This is a genomic window from Klebsiella sp. D-Nf1 (genome assembly GCF_002810515.1).
Taxonomy (GTDB): Bacteria; Pseudomonadota; Gammaproteobacteria; order Enterobacterales; family Enterobacteriaceae; genus Klebsiella; species Klebsiella variicola.
Genome location: NZ_PIOK01000003.1, coordinates 593,046 through 614,196, shown reverse-complemented (window position 1 = coordinate 614,196; position 21,151 = coordinate 593,046). Strand labels below are relative to the sequence as shown.

General features: G+C 51.1%; 22 protein-coding genes and 7 tRNA genes. 5 read left to right on the top strand and 24 right to left on the bottom strand.

The window, feature by feature from the left end; translation table 11 throughout:
- Nucleotides 1-142, bottom strand: a 142-nt coding sequence (locus CWM54_RS16800; RefSeq protein ID WP_100697876.1) for an OadG family transporter subunit, incomplete at its 3' end; no start/stop codon positions are given.
- Between the two features lie 50 nt (nucleotides 143-192).
- Entirely contained in the window at nucleotides 193-1,461 is a 1,269-nt protein-coding gene (locus tag CWM54_RS16795) for an SLC13 family permease (RefSeq protein WP_165785937.1), read from the bottom strand.
- Nucleotides 1,462-1,682: 221 nt separating this feature from the next.
- Here CWM54_RS16795 and CWM54_RS16790 point away from each other — a divergent pair, with 221 nt between their 5' ends.
- On the top strand, nucleotides 1,683-2,666 hold the full coding sequence (locus CWM54_RS16790) for a LysR family transcriptional regulator (protein WP_100697846.1): 984 nt from the start codon (nucleotides 1,683-1,685) through the stop codon (nucleotides 2,664-2,666).
- Nucleotides 2,667-2,671: 5 nt separating this feature from the next.
- On the opposite strand, the gene CWM54_RS16785 is transcribed toward CWM54_RS16790, so the two are convergent.
- Nucleotides 2,672-3,556, bottom strand: coding sequence for a LysR family transcriptional regulator (locus CWM54_RS16785; protein ID WP_100697844.1), 885 nt, complete (start codon nucleotides 3,554-3,556; stop codon nucleotides 2,672-2,674).
- 123 nt (nucleotides 3,557-3,679) lie between these two features.
- Between CWM54_RS16785 and CWM54_RS16780 the strand changes: the two genes are divergently transcribed.
- Nucleotides 3,680-4,525 (top strand): fumarate hydratase, encoded by an 846-nt coding sequence (locus CWM54_RS16780; RefSeq protein WP_100697842.1) that lies wholly within the window; start codon nucleotides 3,680-3,682, stop codon nucleotides 4,523-4,525.
- Nucleotides 4,526-4,542: 17 nt separating this feature from the next.
- Nucleotides 4,543-5,085, top strand: coding sequence for a FumA C-terminus/TtdB family hydratase beta subunit (locus tag CWM54_RS16775; protein WP_100697840.1), 543 nt, complete (start codon nucleotides 4,543-4,545; stop codon nucleotides 5,083-5,085).
- A gap of 140 nt (nucleotides 5,086-5,225) precedes the next feature.
- On the opposite strand, the gene aroG is transcribed toward CWM54_RS16775, so the two are convergent.
- Nucleotides 5,226-6,278: a 3-deoxy-7-phosphoheptulonate synthase AroG gene (aroG, locus tag CWM54_RS16770; protein WP_061155302.1), complete on the bottom strand. Its 1,053-nt coding sequence runs from the start codon at nucleotides 6,276-6,278 to the stop codon at nucleotides 5,226-5,228.
- Between the two features lie 315 nt (nucleotides 6,279-6,593).
- Between aroG and CWM54_RS16765 the strand changes: the two genes are divergently transcribed.
- Both CWM54_RS16765 and zitB read left to right on the top strand, forming a co-directional pair.
- On the top strand, nucleotides 6,594-6,971 hold the full coding sequence (locus CWM54_RS16765) for a YbgS-like family protein (protein ID WP_012542423.1): 378 nt from the start codon (nucleotides 6,594-6,596) through the stop codon (nucleotides 6,969-6,971).
- A gap of 118 nt (nucleotides 6,972-7,089) precedes the next feature.
- Nucleotides 7,090-8,034, top strand: a complete 945-nt coding sequence (gene zitB, locus CWM54_RS16760; protein ID WP_061155303.1) for a CDF family zinc transporter ZitB — start codon at nucleotides 7,090-7,092, stop codon at nucleotides 8,032-8,034.
- Here the strand turns inward: zitB and pnuC are convergent.
- The 20 genes from pnuC to cydA all read right to left on the bottom strand — a co-directional run bounded on the left by pnuC (nucleotide 8,031) and on the right by cydA (nucleotide 20,348).
- Nucleotides 8,031-8,750: a nicotinamide riboside transporter PnuC gene (pnuC, locus tag CWM54_RS16755; RefSeq protein WP_061155304.1), complete on the bottom strand. Its 720-nt coding sequence runs from the start codon at nucleotides 8,748-8,750 to the stop codon at nucleotides 8,031-8,033. The genes zitB and pnuC overlap by 4 nt on opposite strands.
- A gap of 35 nt (nucleotides 8,751-8,785) precedes the next feature.
- Nucleotides 8,786-9,829 (bottom strand): quinolinate synthase NadA, encoded by a 1,044-nt coding sequence (gene nadA, locus CWM54_RS16750; protein WP_012968682.1) that lies wholly within the window; start codon nucleotides 9,827-9,829, stop codon nucleotides 8,786-8,788.
- 294 nt (nucleotides 9,830-10,123) lie between these two features.
- A tRNA-Lys gene (locus CWM54_RS16745) sits at nucleotides 10,124-10,199 on the bottom strand.
- Between the two features lie 33 nt (nucleotides 10,200-10,232).
- Nucleotides 10,233-10,308: transfer RNA gene (locus CWM54_RS16740), tRNA-Lys, on the bottom strand.
- A gap of 46 nt (nucleotides 10,309-10,354) precedes the next feature.
- Nucleotides 10,355-10,430: transfer RNA gene (locus CWM54_RS16735), tRNA-Lys, on the bottom strand.
- Between the two features lie 3 nt (nucleotides 10,431-10,433).
- A tRNA-Val gene (locus tag CWM54_RS16730) sits at nucleotides 10,434-10,509 on the bottom strand.
- Nucleotides 10,510-10,658: 149 nt separating this feature from the next.
- A tRNA-Lys gene (locus tag CWM54_RS16725) sits at nucleotides 10,659-10,734 on the bottom strand.
- Between the two features lie 2 nt (nucleotides 10,735-10,736).
- A tRNA-Val gene (locus tag CWM54_RS16720) sits at nucleotides 10,737-10,812 on the bottom strand.
- Nucleotides 10,813-10,937: 125 nt separating this feature from the next.
- Nucleotides 10,938-11,013 (bottom strand) — tRNA-Lys (locus tag CWM54_RS16715).
- Nucleotides 11,014-11,174: 161 nt separating this feature from the next.
- Complete coding sequence (gene cpoB, locus CWM54_RS16710) at nucleotides 11,175-11,975, bottom strand: cell division protein CpoB (RefSeq protein WP_061155305.1); 801 nt, start codon at nucleotides 11,973-11,975, stop codon at nucleotides 11,175-11,177.
- Nucleotides 11,976-11,984: 9 nt separating this feature from the next.
- Nucleotides 11,985-12,509, bottom strand: a complete 525-nt coding sequence (gene pal, locus CWM54_RS16705; RefSeq protein WP_002895068.1) for a peptidoglycan-associated lipoprotein Pal — start codon at nucleotides 12,507-12,509, stop codon at nucleotides 11,985-11,987.
- A gap of 34 nt (nucleotides 12,510-12,543) precedes the next feature.
- Nucleotides 12,544-13,836: a Tol-Pal system beta propeller repeat protein TolB gene (gene tolB, locus CWM54_RS16700; protein ID WP_061155306.1), complete on the bottom strand. Its 1,293-nt coding sequence runs from the start codon at nucleotides 13,834-13,836 to the stop codon at nucleotides 12,544-12,546.
- 129 nt (nucleotides 13,837-13,965) lie between these two features.
- Nucleotides 13,966-15,306, bottom strand: a complete 1,341-nt coding sequence (gene tolA / locus CWM54_RS16695) for a cell envelope integrity protein TolA (RefSeq protein WP_100697838.1) — start codon at nucleotides 15,304-15,306, stop codon at nucleotides 13,966-13,968.
- Between the two features lie 99 nt (nucleotides 15,307-15,405).
- A complete protein-coding gene (tolR, locus tag CWM54_RS16690) occupies nucleotides 15,406-15,834 on the bottom strand; it encodes a colicin uptake protein TolR (RefSeq protein WP_002895061.1) in 429 nt (142 codons plus the stop codon).
- 3 nt (nucleotides 15,835-15,837) lie between these two features.
- Nucleotides 15,838-16,530 (bottom strand): Tol-Pal system protein TolQ, encoded by a 693-nt coding sequence (gene tolQ, locus CWM54_RS16685; RefSeq protein WP_074386511.1) that lies wholly within the window; start codon nucleotides 16,528-16,530, stop codon nucleotides 15,838-15,840.
- The gene (gene ybgC / locus CWM54_RS16680) at nucleotides 16,527-16,931 is read right to left on the bottom strand and encodes a tol-pal system-associated acyl-CoA thioesterase (protein ID WP_002895056.1); all 405 of its coding nucleotides are present in this window, start codon (nucleotides 16,929-16,931) and stop codon (nucleotides 16,527-16,529) included. The genes tolQ and ybgC overlap by 4 nt, the downstream gene beginning before the upstream one ends.
- Before the next feature lie 149 nt (nucleotides 16,932-17,080).
- The gene (gene ybgE, locus CWM54_RS16675) at nucleotides 17,081-17,365 is read right to left on the bottom strand and encodes a cyd operon protein YbgE (RefSeq protein WP_100697836.1); all 285 of its coding nucleotides are present in this window, start codon (nucleotides 17,363-17,365) and stop codon (nucleotides 17,081-17,083) included.
- Nucleotides 17,366-17,495: 130 nt separating this feature from the next.
- Nucleotides 17,496-17,609, bottom strand: coding sequence for a cytochrome bd-I oxidase subunit CydX (gene cydX / locus CWM54_RS16665; protein ID WP_004100325.1), 114 nt, complete (start codon nucleotides 17,607-17,609; stop codon nucleotides 17,496-17,498).
- A gap of 15 nt (nucleotides 17,610-17,624) precedes the next feature.
- Nucleotides 17,625-18,764, bottom strand: a complete 1,140-nt coding sequence (cydB, locus tag CWM54_RS16660) for a cytochrome d ubiquinol oxidase subunit II (RefSeq protein ID WP_074386512.1) — start codon at nucleotides 18,762-18,764, stop codon at nucleotides 17,625-17,627.
- A 15-nt stretch (nucleotides 18,765-18,779) separates the two neighbouring features.
- Entirely contained in the window at nucleotides 18,780-20,348 is a 1,569-nt protein-coding gene (cydA, locus tag CWM54_RS16655; protein WP_061155310.1) for a cytochrome ubiquinol oxidase subunit I, read from the bottom strand.
- Nucleotides 20,349-21,151 lie beyond the last annotated feature (803 nt).

Sequence of the window (21,151 nt, the reverse complement as noted above, 5' to 3'; positions counted from 1 at the left end):
CAGGCGGCTCAGGGAACAGACGGTTCACGGCGAGGGACATTCCCTGAATGGCAAAGATGAGCAGCAGCAGGAACACCAGCACAAAGCCCATGCCGAGAAACATCAGGGTGAAGCCTTCGCCTAACAGAGTGGAGCTATGCAAAATTAAGCCTCAATTAGTAAGAAGAATATTATTAATAAATCGCTTTACGCTTAATAGAACGGATAAAAAACAGGTAACAAAATCATGCTAACGATAAAACAGACGAAACTTATCGCTAAGCCTGGCTTTAAAAAATCCTTAAACTTCACATTACCAGGACCGATAATCATCGAATTGGCTGGAATGGCCATGGGTGTACACACTGCTACGCTACTGGCAATAAAAATGGCAATAACGACAGCCCGTGGATCAGCACCGATAGATTGTGCAATTGTCCATCCAACAGGACATAACAACGTACAAGCAGCAGTATTACTCATCACCTGAGTGAGAGCCCAGGTCAGTATCCATAGTGAAGCCATGATGACTATGACGCCAGAGTTCCCTGTGACAGAAATTACCGCTCTTGCTATCATCTCACCTGCTCCAGTTGAATTTAAAGCGGCACCAAGTGGCATCATGAATGCAAGCATAAAAACAGTTAATGTCTCAAAGGAATTAAACGTTTCTTTTTGATTTAATACACCGGTCAATACCAAAACGATAGCGGCGCAGCAAGCAATGATATGAATGGGAGGAAGAAATTTAACATAGTCTGTTGCAACCATTCCCAAAATTGCTAATACGAAAACAATCAAGGTTAAAAGCTTGTGCCACTCAGGGATGTGACTATAATCCATTTGTGCATCAGATTGCTCATGCCCATCACGATCCGGAATTAACCTGGAACCAAAGAAGAAAAGTAACAATGCACATGCTATCATCAATGGGATGCCAATTTTTGCATACTCAAAAAATGGCACCGATAAGTTCCCTTTACTAAAAGTTTCAATTGTATTTTTAGCAATAAGGTTTCCAGGCGAACCGATGATTGATATATCTGCACCAATTGTCGCGCCAAATACCAAGGGCATAAGCAGTTTAATGGGTTTGATTTGACTAGTCCCGGCGATACCTAAAACAATGGGAATAAGCACAGCAACAGTTCCACTATTAGAAACAAATGCCGACATAACGCCACTAATCATAAAAATTAAAACGCTAAGGCTTCTCTCCGTCTTTGCATACTTCAATAAAATTTTACTGGATTGCCATGCTAGCCCTGTTTTGAAAAAGGCCGCGCCCAACACGCACATGGCAATGATAAGGATAACATTTTCATTAACAATTGACGCAAAGATATCTTTGACACCAATAACCCCAAAAAAATACAATGCCATCGGGACCATAAAAGCCACCAATCCCATAGGCAAACGATCGCTAATAAAGATTATTATTGCAACAACCAAAATCAACAAAGTGATAATAGCTGGTGACATATACACATCCTTATAAAAATGGGTGAAATAACAACCATAGGCCAATAACGCAAGTACTATTGTTAACTTGTCAAAGCATTAATGAATCCATTAGCTTTGTTGCCATGGCAGGCTCAATAAACTTTTAAAACTATTATCAACAACACTATTCAGACAAATAACCACATAGCATTAACATATTTTTATTATCCTTTTCCAAAATTCCCTCTTGAAAACGTTGTGTGTATAATGCTACTTGTAGAATTAAAACTCATCCAATGCAAATAAGGTTGTGGCTTATGCAATATCGGCATCACCTGGAACTAACATGGCTTGAAGACTGCGTAGCACTGAAAGAAACATTGAATTTTTCAAAAGCATCAGCGGCAAGATATGTGACGCAGCCCGCATTTAGCCGCAGAATACAGTCTCTGGAGGAATGGGTTGGCACACCACTCTTTGAAAGGAGTAAAAGAGGTGTATCGCTGACCAAGGCTGGCGAGGTTTTTATTGAACAATTGCCAGAACTAATACACGATTTATATTCATTAAAAAACAATGCGCTGGATGCAGCTGGCAATAAGCAACCACATTTGGTTTTTTCAGCAACCCATGCATTATCCTTTTCATTTGTTCCTAACATGTTAAAACAAAGTGAAAAAATAGCTAAGTTTGGCTCATGTCGTCTGCTCTCTGATTCGTTGAACTCATGCGAAAAAATGATGCGTCAGGGCGATGCCCAATTTCTGCTGTGTCACTACCACCCTCATATGCACCTCAATCTAAATGAAAGTCATTTTATGAGCATCCGCTTAGGAATGGATATACTCATCCCTTTTAGTAAACCCAATAGTATGACAATGAAGCCGTTATGGAGTATTGAGAATAGGTCCAATTTTCCCTATCTTTCTTTTTCATCACAATCTGGCTTAGGCAGGATAATATCAAATACAACGTCAATTAACAGAATCACACATAACATGAAAATTGCATTTGTTGCCGATCTGGCGGCCACTTTGCTGGCAATGGTGAGATCGGGTGATGGTGTGGCCTGGTTGCCACAAACGCTTGCGGCACAAGATGTTGCCTCTAAAACCATTGTGGCGGCAGCAGATCAAGAAAGCAATTTATGGGTACCAATCGAAATAAGGCTTTATCGACCGGCAAAAAAAATGCCACCAGATGCTGAAGAATTATGGGAGTTATTTGTTGAGGAACAAATATAAATAAACTATTGGAAATTGTCTTTAATATATTGTTCCAGGAATGCAATTAATGCTCTTGATGCATATGATAAATATTTATCCTTTTTCCATGCCAGGCCTATCTCGACATAGACGGGTTCTGTCATCGCTCTTGTTGTTACACCATCACATTTTAGCCCTACCGCATCGAGAATAAATGATATACCTTCATTTTTTGCAACCAAATCAATATTATTCTTTACACTATTGGAAGATAAGAAGATATGAGTATTAACACCTCTCTTTTCACATTCATTTAGAATAGCTTTACGATGCCATGAATCTTTTTTCATAACAATTAATGGTTCATTTTGCAAATCCTCCCAGTCGATAGTTTTCTTCTTCGCCAAAGGGTGCTTATCGGATATACATACAACATGCTGCTGAGTCATTAATGGTACAGTTACTAACTCTTCTGGCGCATCATTGATAATGACAATCGCCAAATCAATATCGCCATGAGAAAGTTTCTGATGCAACCCGAAGGTACCTTCCTCAACTAATGAAAGTTCCATTTCGGAATATAATTCGCGAAAATGTTTAAATAGTGGCGTAAACAAAAAAAGGCTAATCATGGGAGGAATTCCTAATGTTACCACTCCACTGTTTTTATTATGATAATCTTTAATTTCAGCAACACTATTCTTCAATGCAATAATGAGAGGTTTGACTTTTAATAAGAAAAACTCCCCTTCTTCCGTTAACACCAACTTATTTTTCTTTCTCTCAAACAAATTAACACCTAACTCAGACTCTAGTTTTTTTATAGCGACTGTTATATTTGGTTGCGAAACATAATGACGTTCTGCAACCTTGGTAAGATTGCCTAATGCAGATGCGCTAATAAAATATTCCAACTGTCTAATTTCCATGCCTTCCTCTTAACTATAAATAAAATTTATTGTCTGATAAACATAACATATTTCCTTCATGGAAAAAATAATCATAACATAAAAAATGTGAACCATAAGCAAAACAAAAGTTCTGGAGGAAGCATGAGTAGAATACTGAATACAGAGGTCATCGTTCCAGTTATTGAAGAACTGGTAAAAAAAGCCTGTTATGAGCTTGATGATAATCTGATGTGTGCTTTTCGTAAAGCATATGAGAAAGAAGAGTCTAAACTTGGTAAAGAGACAATTAAAATATTAATTGATAACGGTGAGTATGCCAAAAAAGAGCAACTCGCATGTTGCCATGATACTGGCACCTGCATTGTCATCATGGAAATAGGCCAGGAAGTATGTTGGGAAGGATTTTCTCTTCAGCAGCAGGTCAATCAGGGTGTACGGCAAGGCTATGAAAAGGGTTATTTAAGAAAATCAATGGTTGCAGATCCCCTCGATCGTATTAATACTAATGATAATACTCCGGCAGTATTACATACTGAAATTGTTGAGGGTGATCGCGTGACAATTACCGTCATGCCTAAAGGCGGCGGCAGTGAAAACATGGGCACATTTAAAACATTATTGCCTGGAGATGATATTGACGGCGTAAAAAAATTCGTTCTTGAAACCGTTCGCCATGTAGGTGGAAATCCGTGTCCTCCATATATTATTGGTATTGGAATAGGCGGTACAATGGATCATTGTGCGTGGATGGCTAAAAAAGCATTATTACGCCCTATTGGCGAATATAATGCAAAACCGCTTTATGCAAAATTAGAAGCTGAACTATTAGATGAGGTCAATAATACTGGGATTGGCCCATTAGGCATGGGGGGACGTGTTACCGCTCTTGGCGTACATATTGATTATTATCCATGCCATATTACTGCTCTGCCCGTAGCAATTAATTTCCAGTGCAATGCTAGTCGTCATGCTAGCAAAACGATTTAATAGCAGGAGGCTTGCTAATGGAATTAACATTACCTTTAACAAAAGAAATAGCTAAGACCCTTAAAGTTGGCGATATTATCTATCTCACTGGCTTTGTCTATACCTGTCGAGATGCGGCCCATAAAAAAATTGAAATCGCTTTGAAACAGGGTGAAAAACCACCGGTCGATCTTAAAAACCAGATCATTTACTATGCAGGACCGTGTCCGGCAAGGCCTGGTCTACCGATTGGTTCGAATGGCCCAACCACTGCAGCTCGAATGGATCCCTTTGTAGAAATGATGTTTCAGCAAGGCGTAACCGCTTTTCTAGGAAAAGGTGACCGTGCCGATTATGTTGCAGACCTCTGCAAAAAATATGGTGGCGTCTCCCTATTGGGGATTGGTGGAGCTTCTGCCATCAATACGAAACATGTCAAATCAGTTGAAATTCTTGCCTATGGTGAACTGGGCACCGAATCCATAAAAAAAATCTATTTTGATCGCTATCGCGTAATAGTGGGAATCGATACTGAAGGAAATACACTACAGAAGCAGGAAGTGAGAAAATATGCTCGGTAACGCCCTATCGCGTCAGGTGAGCAGCACGAATTGATATCTTCAATAAACGTTGTTTGAACCTGTGGTCAGGTAGTGTGCTTTTAACATTCTGTAGCTGAAAGCACGGTACACATGACCACAGGTTTTTATAGCGCTAAGGCTTAGCCGCGGCGGGTTTTCACCGCTTCCGCCAGCTGACGCAGGATCGTTTCGGTATCCTCCCAGCCGATGCAGGCGTCGGTGACGCTCTTGCCGTAGGTCAGCGGTTCACCGCTCTCGAGGCTCTGGTTGCCTTCCACCAGATGGCTTTCAATCATCACGCCCATGATCGCCCGCTCACCGCCGGCAACCTGCTGGCATACGTCGGCGCCCACTTCCATCTGCTTTTTGAACTGCTTGCTGGAGTTGGCATGGCTGAAGTCGATCATCACCTGGGCCGGCAGGCCCGCTTTCGCCAGGCCGATCTTCACGTCCGCCACGTGCTTCGCGCTGTAGTTCGGCTCTTTGCCGCCGCGCAGAATAATATGGCAGTCGCCGTTACCGCTGGTATTGACGATAGCGGAGTGGCCCCACTTAGTGACCGACAGGAAACAGTGCGGTGCGCCAGCGGCGTTAATCGCGTCGATAGCCACCTTGATGGTGCCATCGGTACCATTCTTAAAGCCCACCGGGCAGGAGAGTCCGGAGGCGAGCTCACGGTGAACCTGGGATTCGGTGGTACGTGCCCCAATGGCGCCCCAGCTCATCAGATCGGCGACATACTGCGGGGTGATCATATCGAGGAATTCTCCCGCCGCCGGCAGGCCGCTGTCGTTAATGTCCAGCAGCAGTTTGCGCGCGATGCGCAACCCGTCGTTGATGCGGAAGCTGTTATCCATATGGGGATCGTTGATAAGCCCTTTCCAGCCGACGGTGGTGCGCGGCTTTTCAAAATAGACCCGCATGACGATCTCGAGCTCGCCCTTCAGCGCCTCGCGCAGGGGCAGCAGACGGGAAGCGTACTCTTTCGCCGCTGCCGGATCGTGAATAGAACAGGGCCCAATCACCACCAGCAGACGGTCATCATCACCCTTGAGGATCTGATGGATCGCTTTGCGAGCATGTGCAACGGTGTTTGCAGCATTTTCGGTAGCAGGGAATTTTTCCAGGAGCGCAACGGGAGGTAATAATTCGTTGATCTCTTTAATACGTAAATCGTCGTTCTGATAATTCATCTTCTTTCCAGCGTTGCCATACTTATTCAATGAAATGCAATCCCTCCAATCTATCTCTTCGCCGAAAAAGTGTAAACATGATTTTACAGTAGTGATGGAATAATCCTGGAAATAGGCTAAAATACGCCATAAAGTAGCGAAACCAGGCTCATGCACTACAATAATTAACTGTTAAAGCTAATTAAGCCTTACGTTTCAGGATTATATAGTGACACTGCGATCGTCTGCGGAGTCTTTAACCATAGCGAGTCAGATCCCTGGCACACTCACCGCGGGAAGTGCATTTCCCCCTTCCCGGCTTAACAGGAGTATCCGATGAATATGAAAAAACTGACGACCCTTTTGCTCACCGCCACCTTAGGTCTTGCCAGCGGCGCGGCCCTGGCGGCAGACACTGGCGCCCAGTCCAACAATGGCCAGGCTAACTCTTCCGCGGATGCCGGTCAGGTGGCGCCAGATGCCCGTGAGAACGTGGCGCCAAACAATGTGGACAATAACCAGATCAATTCCGGCTCTGGCGGCACCATGCTCCATCCTGACGGCTCGACGATGAGCCAGGACAATATGTCGAGCGATGAAGTGCATAAAAACTCGATGTGTAAAGATGGCCGCTGTCCGGACACCGGTAAGAAACTGGACAATGGCGGCAGCATGAATCACGACAACAGCAAAACCGACGGTACCACCCAGTAAGTAATGCGGTGGGCACCAACAGAGAAAAGGCGAGCCCGGCTCGCCTTTTCTCTGTTTGTTATCGACCTCTGTTTATGATGTCATAGAATAATAATGATAACTATCAAGGGACGACACGATGGCCCACCCGCATTCGCACTCTCCTGCTCAGGCTCCGGACAGCAGTAACGCTCGCCGGCTGCTGTGGGCATTTATCGTCACCGCCGGTTTTATGTTGATTGAAGCCGTCGGCGGCGCGATCTCCGGTTCGCTGGCCCTGCTGGCGGATGCCGGCCATATGCTCACCGATTCCGCCGCCCTGCTGTTTGCGCTGCTGGCGGTTCGCTTCGCCAGCCGCCCACCGAATACCCGCCATACCTTTGGCTGGTTGCGTTTGACCACCCTGGCGGCGTTTCTCAATGCCATTGCCCTGGTGGTGATTACCATTTTGATTGTCTGGGAGGCGATTCAGCGCTTCCAGCATCCGCAGCCGGTGGCCGGCGTGACGATGATGGTGATTGCGGTCGCCGGCCTGCTGGCCAACGTGCTGGCCTTCTGGATCCTGCATCGGGGGAGTGAAGAGCAGAATCTCAACGTGCGCGCTGCGGCGCTACACGTGCTGGGCGACCTGCTGGGCTCGGTCGGCGCGATCGTGGCAGCCGTGGTGATCCTCACCACCGGCTGGACGCCTGTCGACCCGATTCTTTCCGTGCTGGTTTCCTGCCTGGTATTACGTAGCGCCTGGCGGCTGCTAAAGGAGAGTCTGAATGAACTGCTGGAAGGCGCGCCGCGTTCGCTGGACGTCGCGGCCCTGCAGCGGGATATTCGCCGCTCTATCCCGGAGGTACGCGATGTTCACCACGTCCACGTCTGGCTGGTGGGGGAAAAACCGGTGATGACGCTGCATGTTCAGGTGGTCCCGCCGCACGATCATGATGCGTTACTCAACCGCATCCTGCATTTCCTGGAACATAAATATGAAATTGAGCATGCCACAGTGCAGATGGAGTACCAGCCCTGCAGCGGCCCGGAGTGCCATCTCAACACGATGCACGCCGGGCACGATCATCACCACCACCATTAGCCAGAAAACGCGTGAGAACCTCGCTCACGCGCGCTGTTTATCCACATCCGGCTGCCGTTCAGCGCAATGAACGTCAGCAAGAGGTATTCCAGGGACATGGCATAGACGCCCTGGCGGGCAAAAATCACCACGCTTATCACGTTGACGATCACCCACAGCAGCCAGTTCTCAACATACTTGCGGGTCATTAAGATCATCGCCACCACCGACAGCACCGTCATGCAAGAGTCCCAGAACGGGAAGGCATCCGGCTGCAGCACTGGCATGGAGACCTGCAGACCCAGCGCTTGCATCAGGCTGACCGCGATCCGCGTCAGGAAAGCAAAGAACGGGTTGATAAACAGGGTCAGCAAGCCGATCGCCACCACGCAGGCCGCCAGCCAGCCCAGGGCTTTATTGCGCGGTAGCCAGCGGATCTGCAGCTCAGCCTCATGGTTGCTGCTTTGCCGCGACCAGGCATACCAGCCGTAAACGTTAGCGGCAAAGAAGAACAACTGCAGCAGCAGGCTGGCGTACAGCTGGATCTGAAAGAAGATGATGGCGAACAGTGTGACGTTGACCAGCCCGAAAGCATAGTTACTGATCTTCTCCAGGCTCGCCAGCCAGATGCACAGCAGCCCGGCGATGGTCCCCACGGCCTCTATCCAGGAGAGATCGTACCCCCCGGCGCCGATGGGTATATGTACTAAGATATTCTGCGTGCTAAAAAAATCCATTTCATCCCCTCAGCGTCTTGCGACGCGACAATACGTTATCCCCGTAGTGTAGCCGCAAAATCCAGCATCCGGTTAAGCGGAATCAATGCCCCGGTGCGCAGCGCTTCGTCGACGTGGATTTCGTGTTCCGCACCGCCCTGTTCGAGTCCCTCGGCAATGGCTTTCAGGCCGTTCATCGCCATCCACGGACAGTGCGCGCAGCTGCGGCAGGTCGCCCCTTCGCCAGCGGTGGGCGCTTCCAGCAGCGTTTTCTCCGGTACCGCCTGCTGCATTTTATAGAAGATACCGCGATCGGTCGCCACGATCAGCTGACGCTGGGGCAAGCTTTTCGCCGCCGCAATCAGCTGGCTGGTGGAGCCCACGGCATCCGCCATCTCGACAATCGCCTGCGGCGACTCAGGATGGACCAGTACAGCAGCCTCAGGATAGAGGGCCTTCATACGCGTCAGTGCCTGGGTTTTAAACTCATCGTGCACGATGCACGCCCCCTGCCAGCACAGCACGTCTGCGCCGGTCTGACGCTGGACATAGCGGCCAAGGTGGCGGTCCGGCGCCCAGAGGATCTTTTGGCCAAGGCTGTCCAGATGATCAATGAGTTCCACGGCGATACTGGAGGTGACCACCCAGTCAGCGCGGGCCTTCACCGCGGCGGACGTATTGGCATAAACCACCACGGTGCGATCGGGATGGGCATCGCAGAAGGCGTTGAATTCCTCAATCGGACAGCCCAGATCCAGCGAACACTCCGCGTTCAGGGTCGGCATCAGAATGGTCTTTTCCGGGCTGAGGATTTTGGCGGTTTCCCCCATAAATCGCACCCCGGCGACCAGCAGCGTGGAGGCCGAATGACGGGCGCCAAAACGCGCCATCTCCAGCGAGTCGGCGATACAGCCGCCGGTTTCTTCCGCCAGCTGTTGAATTTCAGGATCGGTGTAGTAATGCGCCACCATTACGGCGTCGCGCTCGCGCAGCAAGCGCTTGATTTTTTCGCGATAAAACTGCTTTTCGTCGACGGTCAGCGGCTGTGGTTTCGCTGGGAAAGGATAAATCGCCGTTTCAGGATCAAACATTACGCTCATCATGCAATCTCGTTTTACTGGCTTAACTCTAAGACCGTCAGTATGGCCTGTCTGCGCCTTAATACGGTCATGGTGTTTTATATGCTAAACAAGATAGCGGATTACGCGCAAAAAGTCGTGATGAATTTTGTACATCCGTCCGTATTCCGCGGACGATGGTGCGCATCTGCCCGAGCGACCGGTTCGCACCCTGGGTAGCCACGGTAAGCGCAGCGTGACCGTGGAGTCATGCTGAAGTCGAATTTTGAAGTATGGCGGATAGCAAAAAGGCGCCTTTAGGGCGCCTTTTTACATTGGTGGGTCGTGCAGGATTCGAACCTGCGACCAATTGATTAAAAGTCAACTGCTCTACCAACTGAGCTAACGACCCCTTGCGGGATTTTGCTACTGTAATCATTCAGGATGGTGGGTCGTGCAGGATTCGAACCTGCGACCAATTGATTAAAAGTCAACTGCTCTACCAACTGAGCTAACGACCCGCTCTGGTATTACCTGAATAATTTCACTCGACACCAATATTGAAATTGGTGGGTCGTGCAGGATTCGAACCTGCGACCAATTGATTAAAAGTCAACTGCTCTACCAACTGAGCTAACGACCCGAGTGGTGGGTGATGACGGGATCGAACCGCCGACCCCCTCCTTGTAAGGGAGGTGCTCTCCCAGCTGAGCTAATCACCCGAAACTGCGCTGGATACTACCGATACTGCGTCCACCGACCCGTCATTAAGATGGTGGGTCGTGCAGGATGACTCGCTTCGCTCGCCCTTCGGGCCGTTGCTGAAGCAACGTTATCCTTCACGTTTAACACCGATGTTCGATGTTAAAGATGGTGGGTCGTGCAGGATTCGAACCTGCGACCAATTGATTAAAAGTCAACTGCTCTACCAACTGAGCTAACGACCCGGTGGTGGGTGATGACGGGATCGAACCGCCGACCCCCTCCTTGTAAGGGAGGTGCTCTCCCAGCTGAGCTAATCACCCGATACTACGCTGGATACTGCTAAATGGTGGGTCGTGCAGGATGACTCGGCTTCGCCTCGCCCTATGGGCCGTTGCTGTCGCAACGTTATCCTTCACGTTTTACTATCGCGTTCCACCAGAACGATTGGTGGGTCGTGCAGGATTCGAACCTGCGACCAATTGATTAAAAGTCAACTGCTCTACCAACTGAGCTAACGACCCACTCTGGCATCGCTTTGGGCTTGTTTGATATCCCTTGGCAACGGCGGCATATATTACTGATTTCAGAATTCAGCGCAACTAAAATTTCGATAAAGATCACTTAACTGCTGGTGATTCAGGCGACAAGACCAGAAATAACGCGATTTCTGGTCATGCCGTAATCAACCAAGAGCATTAAGACGTTTTTGCGCTTGTTTTGCACCGTCGGTGCCGGGGAATTTACTGATCACTTGCTGGTAAACCGCTTTCGCTTTCGCGGTATCACCTTTGTCCTGCATGATCACGCCGACCTTAAACATGGCGTCGGGCGCTTTAGGCGATTTCGGGTAGTTCTTCACCACCGAGGCGAAGTAAAACGCCGCATCGTCTTTTTTCCCCTTGTTGTAGTTCAACTGTCCGAGCCAGTAGTTGGCGTTCGGCTGATAAGTTGAATCCGGGTACTTTTTAACGAAGTTCTGAAACGCCACCATTGCGTCATCCTGGCGTGAAGCATCCTTCACCAGGGCAACCGCCGCATTGTAATCGGTGTTCGCATCGCCCGTCATCGCCGGGGCACCTGACGAGGCCGCTGGCGCTGCGCTGGTGGCAGCCGCGCTCTGATCGCCAGAAGACGACGGAGCCTGCGCACCTGATGCCGCCGCTGCGCCGCCACCGCTGCTCAGACTATCTATCTGCAGCAGAATCTGCTTCTGGCGCTCAACGATCTGATTCAGCTGATACTGGTTCTCCTGGATCTGGCCACGGAGAGAATCAATGTCAGTCTGGTTATCAGAGAGTTGTTGCTGGAGTTGGGTTAAAAGCTGGCTGTGAGCATTAGAAATACGCTCGAGTTGAGTGACGCGGTCTTCGACCGAGCCTGAGCCGACACTACTGATTGGCGCCTGAGCAAAAGCGGCCCAGGGGGCCGCTATGCCAACCAGTAACGACAGACTCAATAAATGATGTCTGAAGTTACTGCTCATGCAATTCTCTTAGTAAACCAGTACGGCGCGACGGTTTTTGGCATATGCCGCTTCGTCATGACCCAGTACTGCTGGTTTTTCTTTACCGTAAGAAACGATGGAGATCTGATCGGCAGAAACACCTTTGCCCTGCAGATACATCTTAACGGCGTTAGCACGACGCTCACCCAGAGCGATGTTGTATTCCGGCGTACCGCGCTCATCCGCGTGACCTTCTACAGTCACTTTGTAGGACGGGTTGCTACGCAGGAAGTTAGCGTGCGCGTCCAGCATGGCAGCGAAGTCAGAACGGATATCGTACTTGTCCAGATCGAAGTAAACGATGTTGTTCTGCTGCAGCTGCTGCATCTGCAGACGAGCTTGCTCTTCAGAAGACATGTTGCCGCCGTTACCGTTAGCGTCCATACCAGTGCCGGCACCCAACATGCCTTCACCGCTCTGGTCGTTGCTGGCGTTCTTGTTAGAAGAACATGCCGCGATTGCCATAACCGGCAGAGCGATCATCAGCCCTTTCAGCACTTTGTTCAGTTGCATTTCTTTGATTCCTTTAATAATCAATTATTTATTATTACAGATACGGCGACCAGGCAGGTGATTTTACCTGTCCATCAGTTGCCGGAAGACGCGCTTTGAAACGCCCATCTGTAGAAACCAGATTCAGCACGGATCCCATCCCCTGAGAAGAGCTGTAGATTACCATAGTGCCGTTAGGTGCCAGACTTGGCGTTTCGTCTAAAAACGTTGATGACAGAACCTGTACACCACCCGCTTCCAGATCTTGTTTGGCAATGTGCTGCTGACCGCCGGCCGAGCTGACCATTACCATCGTTTTACCATCTGCGCTCACGTCGGCGTCCTGGTTCTGTGAACCTTCCCAGGTGATACGCTGCGGCGTGCCGCCATTGATGTTGACTTTATACACCTGCGGACGACCGGCCTGGTCAGAGGTGAAGGCCAGGTTCTGGCTGTCCGGGAACCAGCTTGGTTCGGTGTTGTTGCTGCGACCGTTAGTTATCTGACGAATCTGACCCGAGCCCAGATCCATCACGTACAGGTTCAGGCTACCGGTTTTCGACAGTGCGAAGGCCAGTTTAGAACCATCCGGTGAGAACGCCGGCGCGCCGTTGTGCTGCGGGAAGGAGGCGATCTGACGCACAGCGCCGTTCGCCAGGGTCTGCACCACCAGCGCAGAACGACCGCTTTCAAAGGTTACGTAAGCCAGTTTAGAACCGTCCGGAGACCAGGCCGGGGACATCAGCGGCTGGGAGGAACGGTGAACCACGAACTGGTTGTAGCCATCATAATCGGAGACGCGCAGCTCGTACGGGAACTGACCACCGTTGGTCTGCACCACGTAGGCAATACGAGTACGGAATGCGCCTTTAATACCGGTCAGCTTTTCAAATACCGCGTCACTGGCAGTATGCGCCGCATAGCGCAGATACTGTTTAGTGACTTTGAAAGAGCCTTGTGCCAGCGTTGTGCCCGGCGCGCCGCCGGTATCCACCAGCTGATACGCCACCTGATAAGAACCATCCGGGTTTGAGGTGACCTGACCAACGACCACGGCGTCAATACCCAGCGCAGACCAGGCAGCAGGCTGCACTTCCTGGGCACTGGTCGGCTGCTGCGGCAGACGCGAGCGATCCAGCGGGTTGAATTTACCGCTGTTGCGCAGGTCAGCTGCCACGATACCGCCAACATCTTCAGGCGCAGCGCCCTGGCCAGCCCACTGGAACGGTACCACGCCGATAGGGCGTGCCGAGTCCACCCCCTGGGTGATCTCGATACGTACTTCTGCGTGCAGCACCGCTGCCCACAGCATTAAAAAACCAAATGCTACTCGTAATGCCTGCTTCATCATATCTCCCTTATCCGGGCGGAAAGCCCACGATAATTTAGCAGAATGTTAACAAACTCAAATACACAAAACTACCAAAACCCTGTGACTACGATAGATTGTTTTCCCCGATTATTCGGGGAAAAATCATTACAGTTTAAAGTCTAGTGTGGCATTTTTTATTTTCTCATAAACAGCCTGACTTGGCGGTTTAGGAATAGTCGCCGTTTTGGCTGCCGTTAAAGCTGCCTGACACAGAGCAGGGTCGCCGCCTTCGGACGTTATGTCCTTTAACGTACCATCAGCAGCCAGGTTAATATGCAATACGCAACGCTTGCCTTGATAGAGGCTTGCATCATACAAGCGGCTTTGAATCGCCATTTGTATTTGCTTCGCATAGGAACTGATATCGGCTCCCGTAGCACCACCGTTGGCACCAGAGGTTCCGCTATCTTTCGCTGGCTGACCACTGCCTTTGGCCCCACCGCCTGTCTTAGGCGCATTCTTACCCGAACTCAGATCGCCGAGCAGGTTATCAACGCCGTCCGCTTCTTTCGCAGCGGCCGCTTTCTTCGCTGCTGCAGCTTTTGCTGCTGCCGCTTTGGCCGCTTTATCGGCAGCTGCCTTCTCAGCCGCAGCCGCTTTGGCTGCCGCCGCTTTTTCAGCTGCGGCGGCTTTCTCGGCGGCGGCCTTCTCTGCGGCCGCTTTTTGGGCGGCGGCTTTCTCAGCTGCTTTTTCGGCGGCTTTTTCTGCCGCCGCTTTTTCAGCCGCGGCTTGCTTGGCCGCTTCCTGCTGGGCCTTCTTCTCTGTTTCCTGCTGCGCTTTCTTCGCCGCTGCCGCTTCCGCTTTCTTCTGCGCCTCTGCTGCGGCTTTCGCCGCTTCGGCTTCCGCCTGTTTCTTCGCATCGGCTGCCGCTTTCGCGGCGGCGGCATCGGCCTGTTTCTTCGCGTCAGCGGCGGCTTTAGCCGCTGCCAGCTCAGCCGCTTTTGCCTGTGCATCCGCCTTCGCTTTTGCGTCGGCAGCCGCTTTGGCTGCTGCTTCCTGCGCTTCTTTAGCCTGCGAATCCGCTTTGGCTTTCGCCGCAGCGGCGGCCTTGGCAGCCGCTTCCTCAGCCTGCTTCTGCTGTTCCTTCGCTTCTTTCGCCGCTTCCTGCGCCTGCAGTCGCTCCTGTTCGAGCTGTTTCAGCCGTTCCTGTTCCGCCGCCTGTTTCTCACGTAACTCTTCCGCCTGCTGCTGCGCCTGTTTTTCACGCTGTTCAGCGGCGCGACGTGCGCTGGCCTGCTGCTGTTGCTGACGGTTATAGTTATTTACCACCGCCCCGGGATCGACCATGACGGCATCAATGGACGATCCCCCGCCGCCGCCGGCAGAGGCATCCAGATGCTCGTCAAACGAACTCCAGATCAGCAGCGCGATCAGAATGATGTGCAGCGCGACTGAAATGATGATCGCTCGTTTAAGCTTGTCGTTTTGTTCGGTTGCCTTTGACACTATCGGTTCCCAAAAACTGTTCGCCTGTACCCGCGATACGCACCGACGGCGAGCGATACTCGCCGCCGGACGCCGCGCGGACGCACATACCTGAAGCGATTAAATAGGTTTGGTCATCAAGCCGACCGATTTAACCCCTGCACTATGCAACAGGTTCAGCGCTTTAATAATTTCATCGTAAGGGACGTCTTTCGCACCGCCGATCAGGAACACCGTTTTCTCATTGGCTTCAAGACGTCGCTTCGCTTCGGCAATCACCTGCTCCGGCGGCAGCTGGGACAGCGTCTCCTGCCCCACTTTCACGCTGTACTGCCCTACCCCGGAGACTTCTACAATCACCGGCGGATCGTCATTGCTTTTCACCGCTTGCGATTCCGTGGCGTCCGGCAGATCGACTTCCACGCTCTGCGTAATGATCGGCGCCGTTGCCATAAAGATCAGCAACAGCACCAACAGGACATCCAGCAGCGGAACGATGTTGATCTCGGACTTCAGTTCGCGACGTCCGCGTCCACGTGCTCTGGCCATGGCTTACCCCTTATTGCTTTCGCTGGTGGTAAAGGCCTGACGGTGCAGAATGGCGGTGAACTCTTCCATAAAGTTGTCGTAGTTCAGTTCCAGTTTGTTCACGCGCTGGTTCAGGCGGTTATACGCCATGACCGCCGGGATAGCAGCGAACAGACCGATCGCGGTGGCGATCAGCGCTTCGGCGATACCCGGTGCCACCATCTGCAGGGTGGCCTGCTTCACCGCGCCAAGGGCGATAAAAGCGTGCATGATCCCCCAGACGGTACCAAACAGACCGATATACGGGCTGATGGAACCTACGGTGCCGAGGAACGGGATATGCGTCTCCAGCGTTTCCAGTTCGCGGTTCATCGAAATACGCATCGCGCGCGATGCCCCTTCGACAATCGCTTCCGGCGCATGGCTGTTGGCCCGATGCAGGCGCGCAAACTCTTTGAAGCCGCTGTAGAAGATTTGCTCCGAACCGGTCAGATTATCGCGACGCCCCTGGCTCTCCTGATACAAACGGGACAGTTCGATCCCGGACCAGAATTTGTCCTCGAACGCTTCAGCTTCACGCACGGCCGAGTTGAGGATACGCGTTCTCTGAATAATGATAGCCCAGGAAGCGATAGAAAAACCAATCAAAATCAACATGATAAGTTTAACCAGAAGGCTCGCCTTCAGGAACAAATCAAGGATATTCATGTCAGTCACTGCTTAAACTCCGCGACAATAGACTTGGGAAGCGCACGTGGCTTCATTAAGAGTGGATCAACGCACACAATGAGAACCTCAGCTTCGTTTAACACTGTATTCTCGGCGTTGACGATTCGCTGCGTGAAAACCAAAGAGGTGCCGCGCATCGAGGTAATTTCCGTCTGGACTTCGAGCATGTCGTCGAGTCTGGCGGGGGCAAAATACTCCAGCGTCATTTTGCGAACCACGAAGGCAACGCGTTCAGCCAACAGAACCTGTTGACTAAAGTGATGGTGGCGCAGCATCTCTGTGCGTGCTCTTTCATAAAAAGCGACGTAACTGGCGTGGTAAACCACACCACCGGCGTCGGTATCTTCGTAGTAGACCCGAACCGGCCATCGAAACAGCGTTGTATTCACTTTACATCCCGGTAATGCAAAAAAAGGTTAGAGCTTTCAAACTTCGCTACTATACGCGCGGGAAAGGTGGTTTGGAATGGGGGAAAGTAAACGGGGCGTAAATTTTTATGGGCTTATGCAAGCCCATACCATTAACAGAGATCTCTTATTCAAAAGAAGAAAAAGAAGAGACCTAAAGCGAGCACAATATCAGCGATAAGCGGACAGAAAATCCCCTGCCAGTGAACGGCACGCGGACGGAAGCCCACGCCGTGAATAACGCCGCTGCAAACCGCCCACATCAGCAAGAAACCATGCCAGATTTCCAGCTCGCTGGTCTTCGCCGCAAAGCGCGACGGATCCCAGAAAATGCAGCCTGCCAGCAGCAGCGCCATCAATAAGGAAAGCGCCCTTAACGAGCGCTTGTCCATTATCGCATACATATACTTTATCATTCACGTCGCCTCTTTGTTGGCTACATCTGCTTACCCCAGTCACTTACTGGTGTAAGCTCCTGGGGATTCACAGATTTGCCGCCTCGATGCAACCCGAATGATTTCGTATATCGCATCACGATAATACTCATCAGTGTTCTTCTTTACCTGCTTTGGTGGCTTCCACGTGCTCAAGCGCCAGCGCGGTAATCACCCCAAAGGCACAGGCAAGAAGCGTTCCCAAAATCCATGCGAAGTACCACATATATAGCTCCTTACCTTAGTACAACGAGTGGGTGTTCTTTTCGATGTCTTCGCGCGTGATGCGGCCAAACATCTTCCAGTAACACCAGCTGGTGTAGGCCAGAATGATTGGCACGAAGATAATCGCCACGTAGGTCATCAGGTTCAGCGTCCGCTGGCTGGAAGTCGCGTCCCACATCGTCAGGCTGGCGTTCAGCATGGTGCTGGACGGCATGATGAACGGGAACATCGCAATACCGGCGGTCAGAATGATGCAGGCCAGAGTCAGCGAGGAGAACAGGAATGCCCACGCGCCTTTATCCGCTTTAGTCGAGACGACGGTCAGCAGCGGCAGCACCACGCCCAGGGCAGGAACGGCCCACAGCGCTGGCATGTTATTAAAGTTCACCATCCATGCGCCGGCTTCACGCACAACTTCTTTAGTCAGCGGGTTAGACGGGCCGCTATGATCCATTACCGATTTGACCACATAGCCGTCGATGCCGTAGTAGACCCACACACCCGCCAGCGCGAAGCAGACCAGCGTCACCAGCGCCGCCACCGTGGAAACGGTGCGGGTACGCAGGTGCAGTTCGCCTACGGTACGCATCTGCAGGTAGGTGGCGCCCTGAGTCAGGATCATCGCCACGCTGACGATACCGGCCAGCAGACCAAACGGATTCAGCAGCTGGAAGAAGTTACCGGTATAGAACAGACGCAGGTATTCATCGACGTGGAACGGCACGCCCTGCAGCAGGTTGCCGAAGGCCACGCCAATCACCAGCGGCGGCACGAAGCTACCGATGAAGATGCCCCAGTCCCACATGTTGCGCCAGCGGGTGTCCTCGATCTTGGAACGGTAGTCAAAGCCTACCGGACGGAAGAACAGCGAGGCCAGCACCAGAATCATCGCCACATAGAAGCCTGAGAACGCCGCGGCGTAAACCATCGGCCAGGCCGCGAACAGCGCGCCGCCGGCGGTGATGAGCCACACCTGGTTACCGTCCCAGTGCGGGGCGATGGCGTTGATCATAATCCGACGCTCGGTGTCGTTACGGCCGAGGAAACGGGTGAGCATGCCCACCCCCATGTCGAACCCGTCGGCGACAGCGAAGCCAATCAGCAGAATGCCAATCAGCAGCCACCAGATAAAACGCAATACTTCATAATCGATCATTTGACGACTCCTGTCTTAGCGTGCCGACTGAATAGCCGCAGAGGACTGTTCAAAGTGATAGCGGCCGGTTTTCAGGCTGCTAGGTCCTTTGCGGGCAAACTTGAACATCAGGAACAGTTCAGCCACCAGGAACAGCGTGTACAGACCGCAGATCAGCAACATTGAGAAGATCAGATCGCCCGCGGTCAGCGACGAGTTGGCCACCGCCGTCGGCAGGACCTCACCAATCGCCCACGGCTGACGGCCATATTCGGCAACAAACCAGCCTGACTCCACGGCAATCCACGGCAGCGGCAGACCAAAGAACGCGGCGCGCAGCAGCCATTTTTTCTCGCCAATGCGGTTACGAATCACGCTCCAGAAGGAGGCGCCGATAATCAACAGCATCAGGATGCCGCACGCCACCATGATACGGAAGGCGAAGTACAGCGGTGCGACGCTTGGAATAGAGTCTTTGGTCGCTTTGGCGATCTGCTCTTCCGTGGCGTCAGCAACGTTCGGAGTATAGCGCTTCAGCAACAGGCCATAGCCGAGGTCTTTCTTCACGCTGTTGAACTGGTCGCGAATGGCCTGGTCGGTCGAACCGGCGCGCAGCTGCTCCAGCAGCGCGTACGCTTTCATCCCGTTACGGATACGCTCTTCGTGCTGAACCATCAGATCCTTCAGGCCGATAACCGGCTTATCCACCGAGCGGGTGGCGATGATGCCCAGCGCGTAAGGGATTTGGATCGCGAAATGGTTGGTCTGCGCATTCTGATCGGGAATACCAAACAGGGTAAAGGCAGCCGGCGCAGGCTGGGTTTCCCACTCTGCTTCGATAGCCGCCAGTTTGGTTTTCTGCACGTCACCCATTTCGTAACCGGATTCGTCACCCAGCACAATAACGGAGAGGATCGCTGCCATACCGAAGCTGGCGGCGATGGCAAAGGAGCGCTTAGCAAAGGCAAAGTCGCGGCCTTTCAGCATATACCAGGAGCTGATGGCCAGGATGAACATCGCGCCGGTGACATAACCAGACGCCACGGTGTGCACGAACTTCACCTGGGCGACCGGGTTGAGCACCAGTTCAGAGAAGCTGACCATCTCCATACGCATGGTTTCGAAGTTGAAGTCCGATGCGATAGGGTTCTGCATCCAGCCGTTGGCGACAAGGATCCACAGCGCGGAGAGGTTGGAGCCCAGCGCGACCAGCCAGGTGACCGCCATGTGCTGAACTTTACCCAGACGATCCCAACCGAAGAAGAACAGACCTACAAAGGTGGATTCGAGGAAGAAGGCCATCAGACCTTCAATGGCCAGCGGCGCACCGAAGATATCGCCCACGTAGTGTGAGTAATACGACCAGTTAGTCCCGAACTGGAACTCCATGGTCAGACCGGTCGCCACACCCAGCGCAAAGTTGATACCAAACAACTTGCCCCAGAACTTGGTCATATCTTTATAAATCTGTTTGCCGGAAAGGACGTAAACCGTTTCCATGATGGCCAGCAGGAACGCCATACCGAGCGTTAGCGGCACAAAAAGGAAGTGGTACATCGCGGTCAAGGCAAACTGTAAGCGCGACAGTTCGACTATATCTAACATCATGACTCCTTGCTCATCGCATGAAGACTCCGAAAATGAACCGAGAAGCTCTGGTTCATACGCATGCCCCAATACAAATGTTATTTGTTGGCCGTCCGCAGCACGTTTCAACTGAAAGTGAAGCCACGCCACGATAAGGTTACAAATACGTTAACGAAAACCCAATTGATTCCCCAATATATTACGCCGCAATAACCTTACAATAAATATGTTTTTATTGTTCCAGTTTTACATTTTTCGACGGTGATCAATATATAGCGAAGATGGCCGGTTTAGGCCAATTTGACTTGCGACAATTTAACGTTTTTTGAAGGATTTTTCCAAGCATTAAGCATTGATATAAATCAATTTTTACTCTACGTGTTAATTATGTAGCTCAATAAAGAATATTGGTGAATTTAATGTTAATGTTGTGTTTAAAGTATGGCTTGCTTGGTTACTGAAAAGAGAGATATGAGAATCATAGGTAATATTATTTAACGCCGAGGAAAAAATGAAAAAAAATGAGCCGATCTAAATAATGCTAGACTGCTCACAGTATTTTTCCTGTTTTCTTACGCCCTCTCCTGATGTTTTTTTCTCTGTCTCAAACCCTTGCCTGTCAGCCACTGCGAAATTATTTTCTTCAGTGACAACACTGCCGAGATAATATTCATGAAATAATTCATAAAATCAATATGATAGGTAAGGTTTTTCGCGGAGCAGGCATTCCGCCGGTTCAGCGGATGTTCTGGCGAGATGGATAACGCCCATAAAAAAGGCCACCTGACGGTGGCCAACCATGTCGAAATCGGACAGATTTC

What these genes read in the sequence shown, in the direction of transcription:
- cydA (WP_061155310.1), bottom strand. Translation starts at nt 20,348, where the DNA reads ATGTTAGATATAGTCGAACTGTCGCGCTTACAGTTTGCCTTGACCGCG.
- zitB (WP_061155303.1), top strand. Translation starts at nt 7,090, where the DNA reads ATGGCCCACCCGCATTCGCACTCTCCTGCTCAGGCTCCGGACAGCAGT.
- CWM54_RS16765 (WP_012542423.1), top strand. Translation starts at nt 6,594, where the DNA reads ATGAATATGAAAAAACTGACGACCCTTTTGCTCACCGCCACCTTAGGT.
- CWM54_RS16795 (WP_165785937.1), bottom strand. Translation starts at nt 1,461, where the DNA reads ATGTCACCAGCTATTATCACTTTGTTGATTTTGGTTGTTGCAATAATA.
- tolB (WP_061155306.1), bottom strand. Translation starts at nt 13,836, where the DNA reads ATGAAGCAGGCATTACGAGTAGCATTTGGTTTTTTAATGCTGTGGGCA.
- CWM54_RS16780 (WP_100697842.1), top strand. Translation starts at nt 3,680, where the DNA reads ATGAGTAGAATACTGAATACAGAGGTCATCGTTCCAGTTATTGAAGAA.
- CWM54_RS16785 (WP_100697844.1), bottom strand. Translation starts at nt 3,556, where the DNA reads ATGGAAATTAGACAGTTGGAATATTTTATTAGCGCATCTGCATTAGGC.
- cydX (WP_004100325.1), bottom strand. Translation starts at nt 17,609, where the DNA reads ATGTGGTACTTCGCATGGATTTTGGGAACGCTTCTTGCCTGTGCCTTT.
- cpoB (WP_061155305.1), bottom strand. Translation starts at nt 11,975, where the DNA reads ATGAGCAGTAACTTCAGACATCATTTATTGAGTCTGTCGTTACTGGTT.
- cydB (WP_074386512.1), bottom strand. Translation starts at nt 18,764, where the DNA reads ATGATCGATTATGAAGTATTGCGTTTTATCTGGTGGCTGCTGATTGGC.
- tolR (WP_002895061.1), bottom strand. Translation starts at nt 15,834, where the DNA reads ATGGCCAGAGCACGTGGACGCGGACGTCGCGAACTGAAGTCCGAGATC.
- pal (WP_002895068.1), bottom strand. Translation starts at nt 12,509, where the DNA reads ATGCAACTGAACAAAGTGCTGAAAGGGCTGATGATCGCTCTGCCGGTT.
- pnuC (WP_061155304.1), bottom strand. Translation starts at nt 8,750, where the DNA reads ATGGATTTTTTTAGCACGCAGAATATCTTAGTACATATACCCATCGGC.
- CWM54_RS16775 (WP_100697840.1), top strand. Translation starts at nt 4,543, where the DNA reads ATGGAATTAACATTACCTTTAACAAAAGAAATAGCTAAGACCCTTAAA.
- ybgE (WP_100697836.1), bottom strand. Translation starts at nt 17,365, where the DNA reads ATGATAAAGTATATGTATGCGATAATGGACAAGCGCTCGTTAAGGGCG.
- aroG (WP_061155302.1), bottom strand. Translation starts at nt 6,278, where the DNA reads ATGAATTATCAGAACGACGATTTACGTATTAAAGAGATCAACGAATTA.
- nadA (WP_012968682.1), bottom strand. Translation starts at nt 9,829, where the DNA reads ATGAGCGTAATGTTTGATCCTGAAACGGCGATTTATCCTTTCCCAGCG.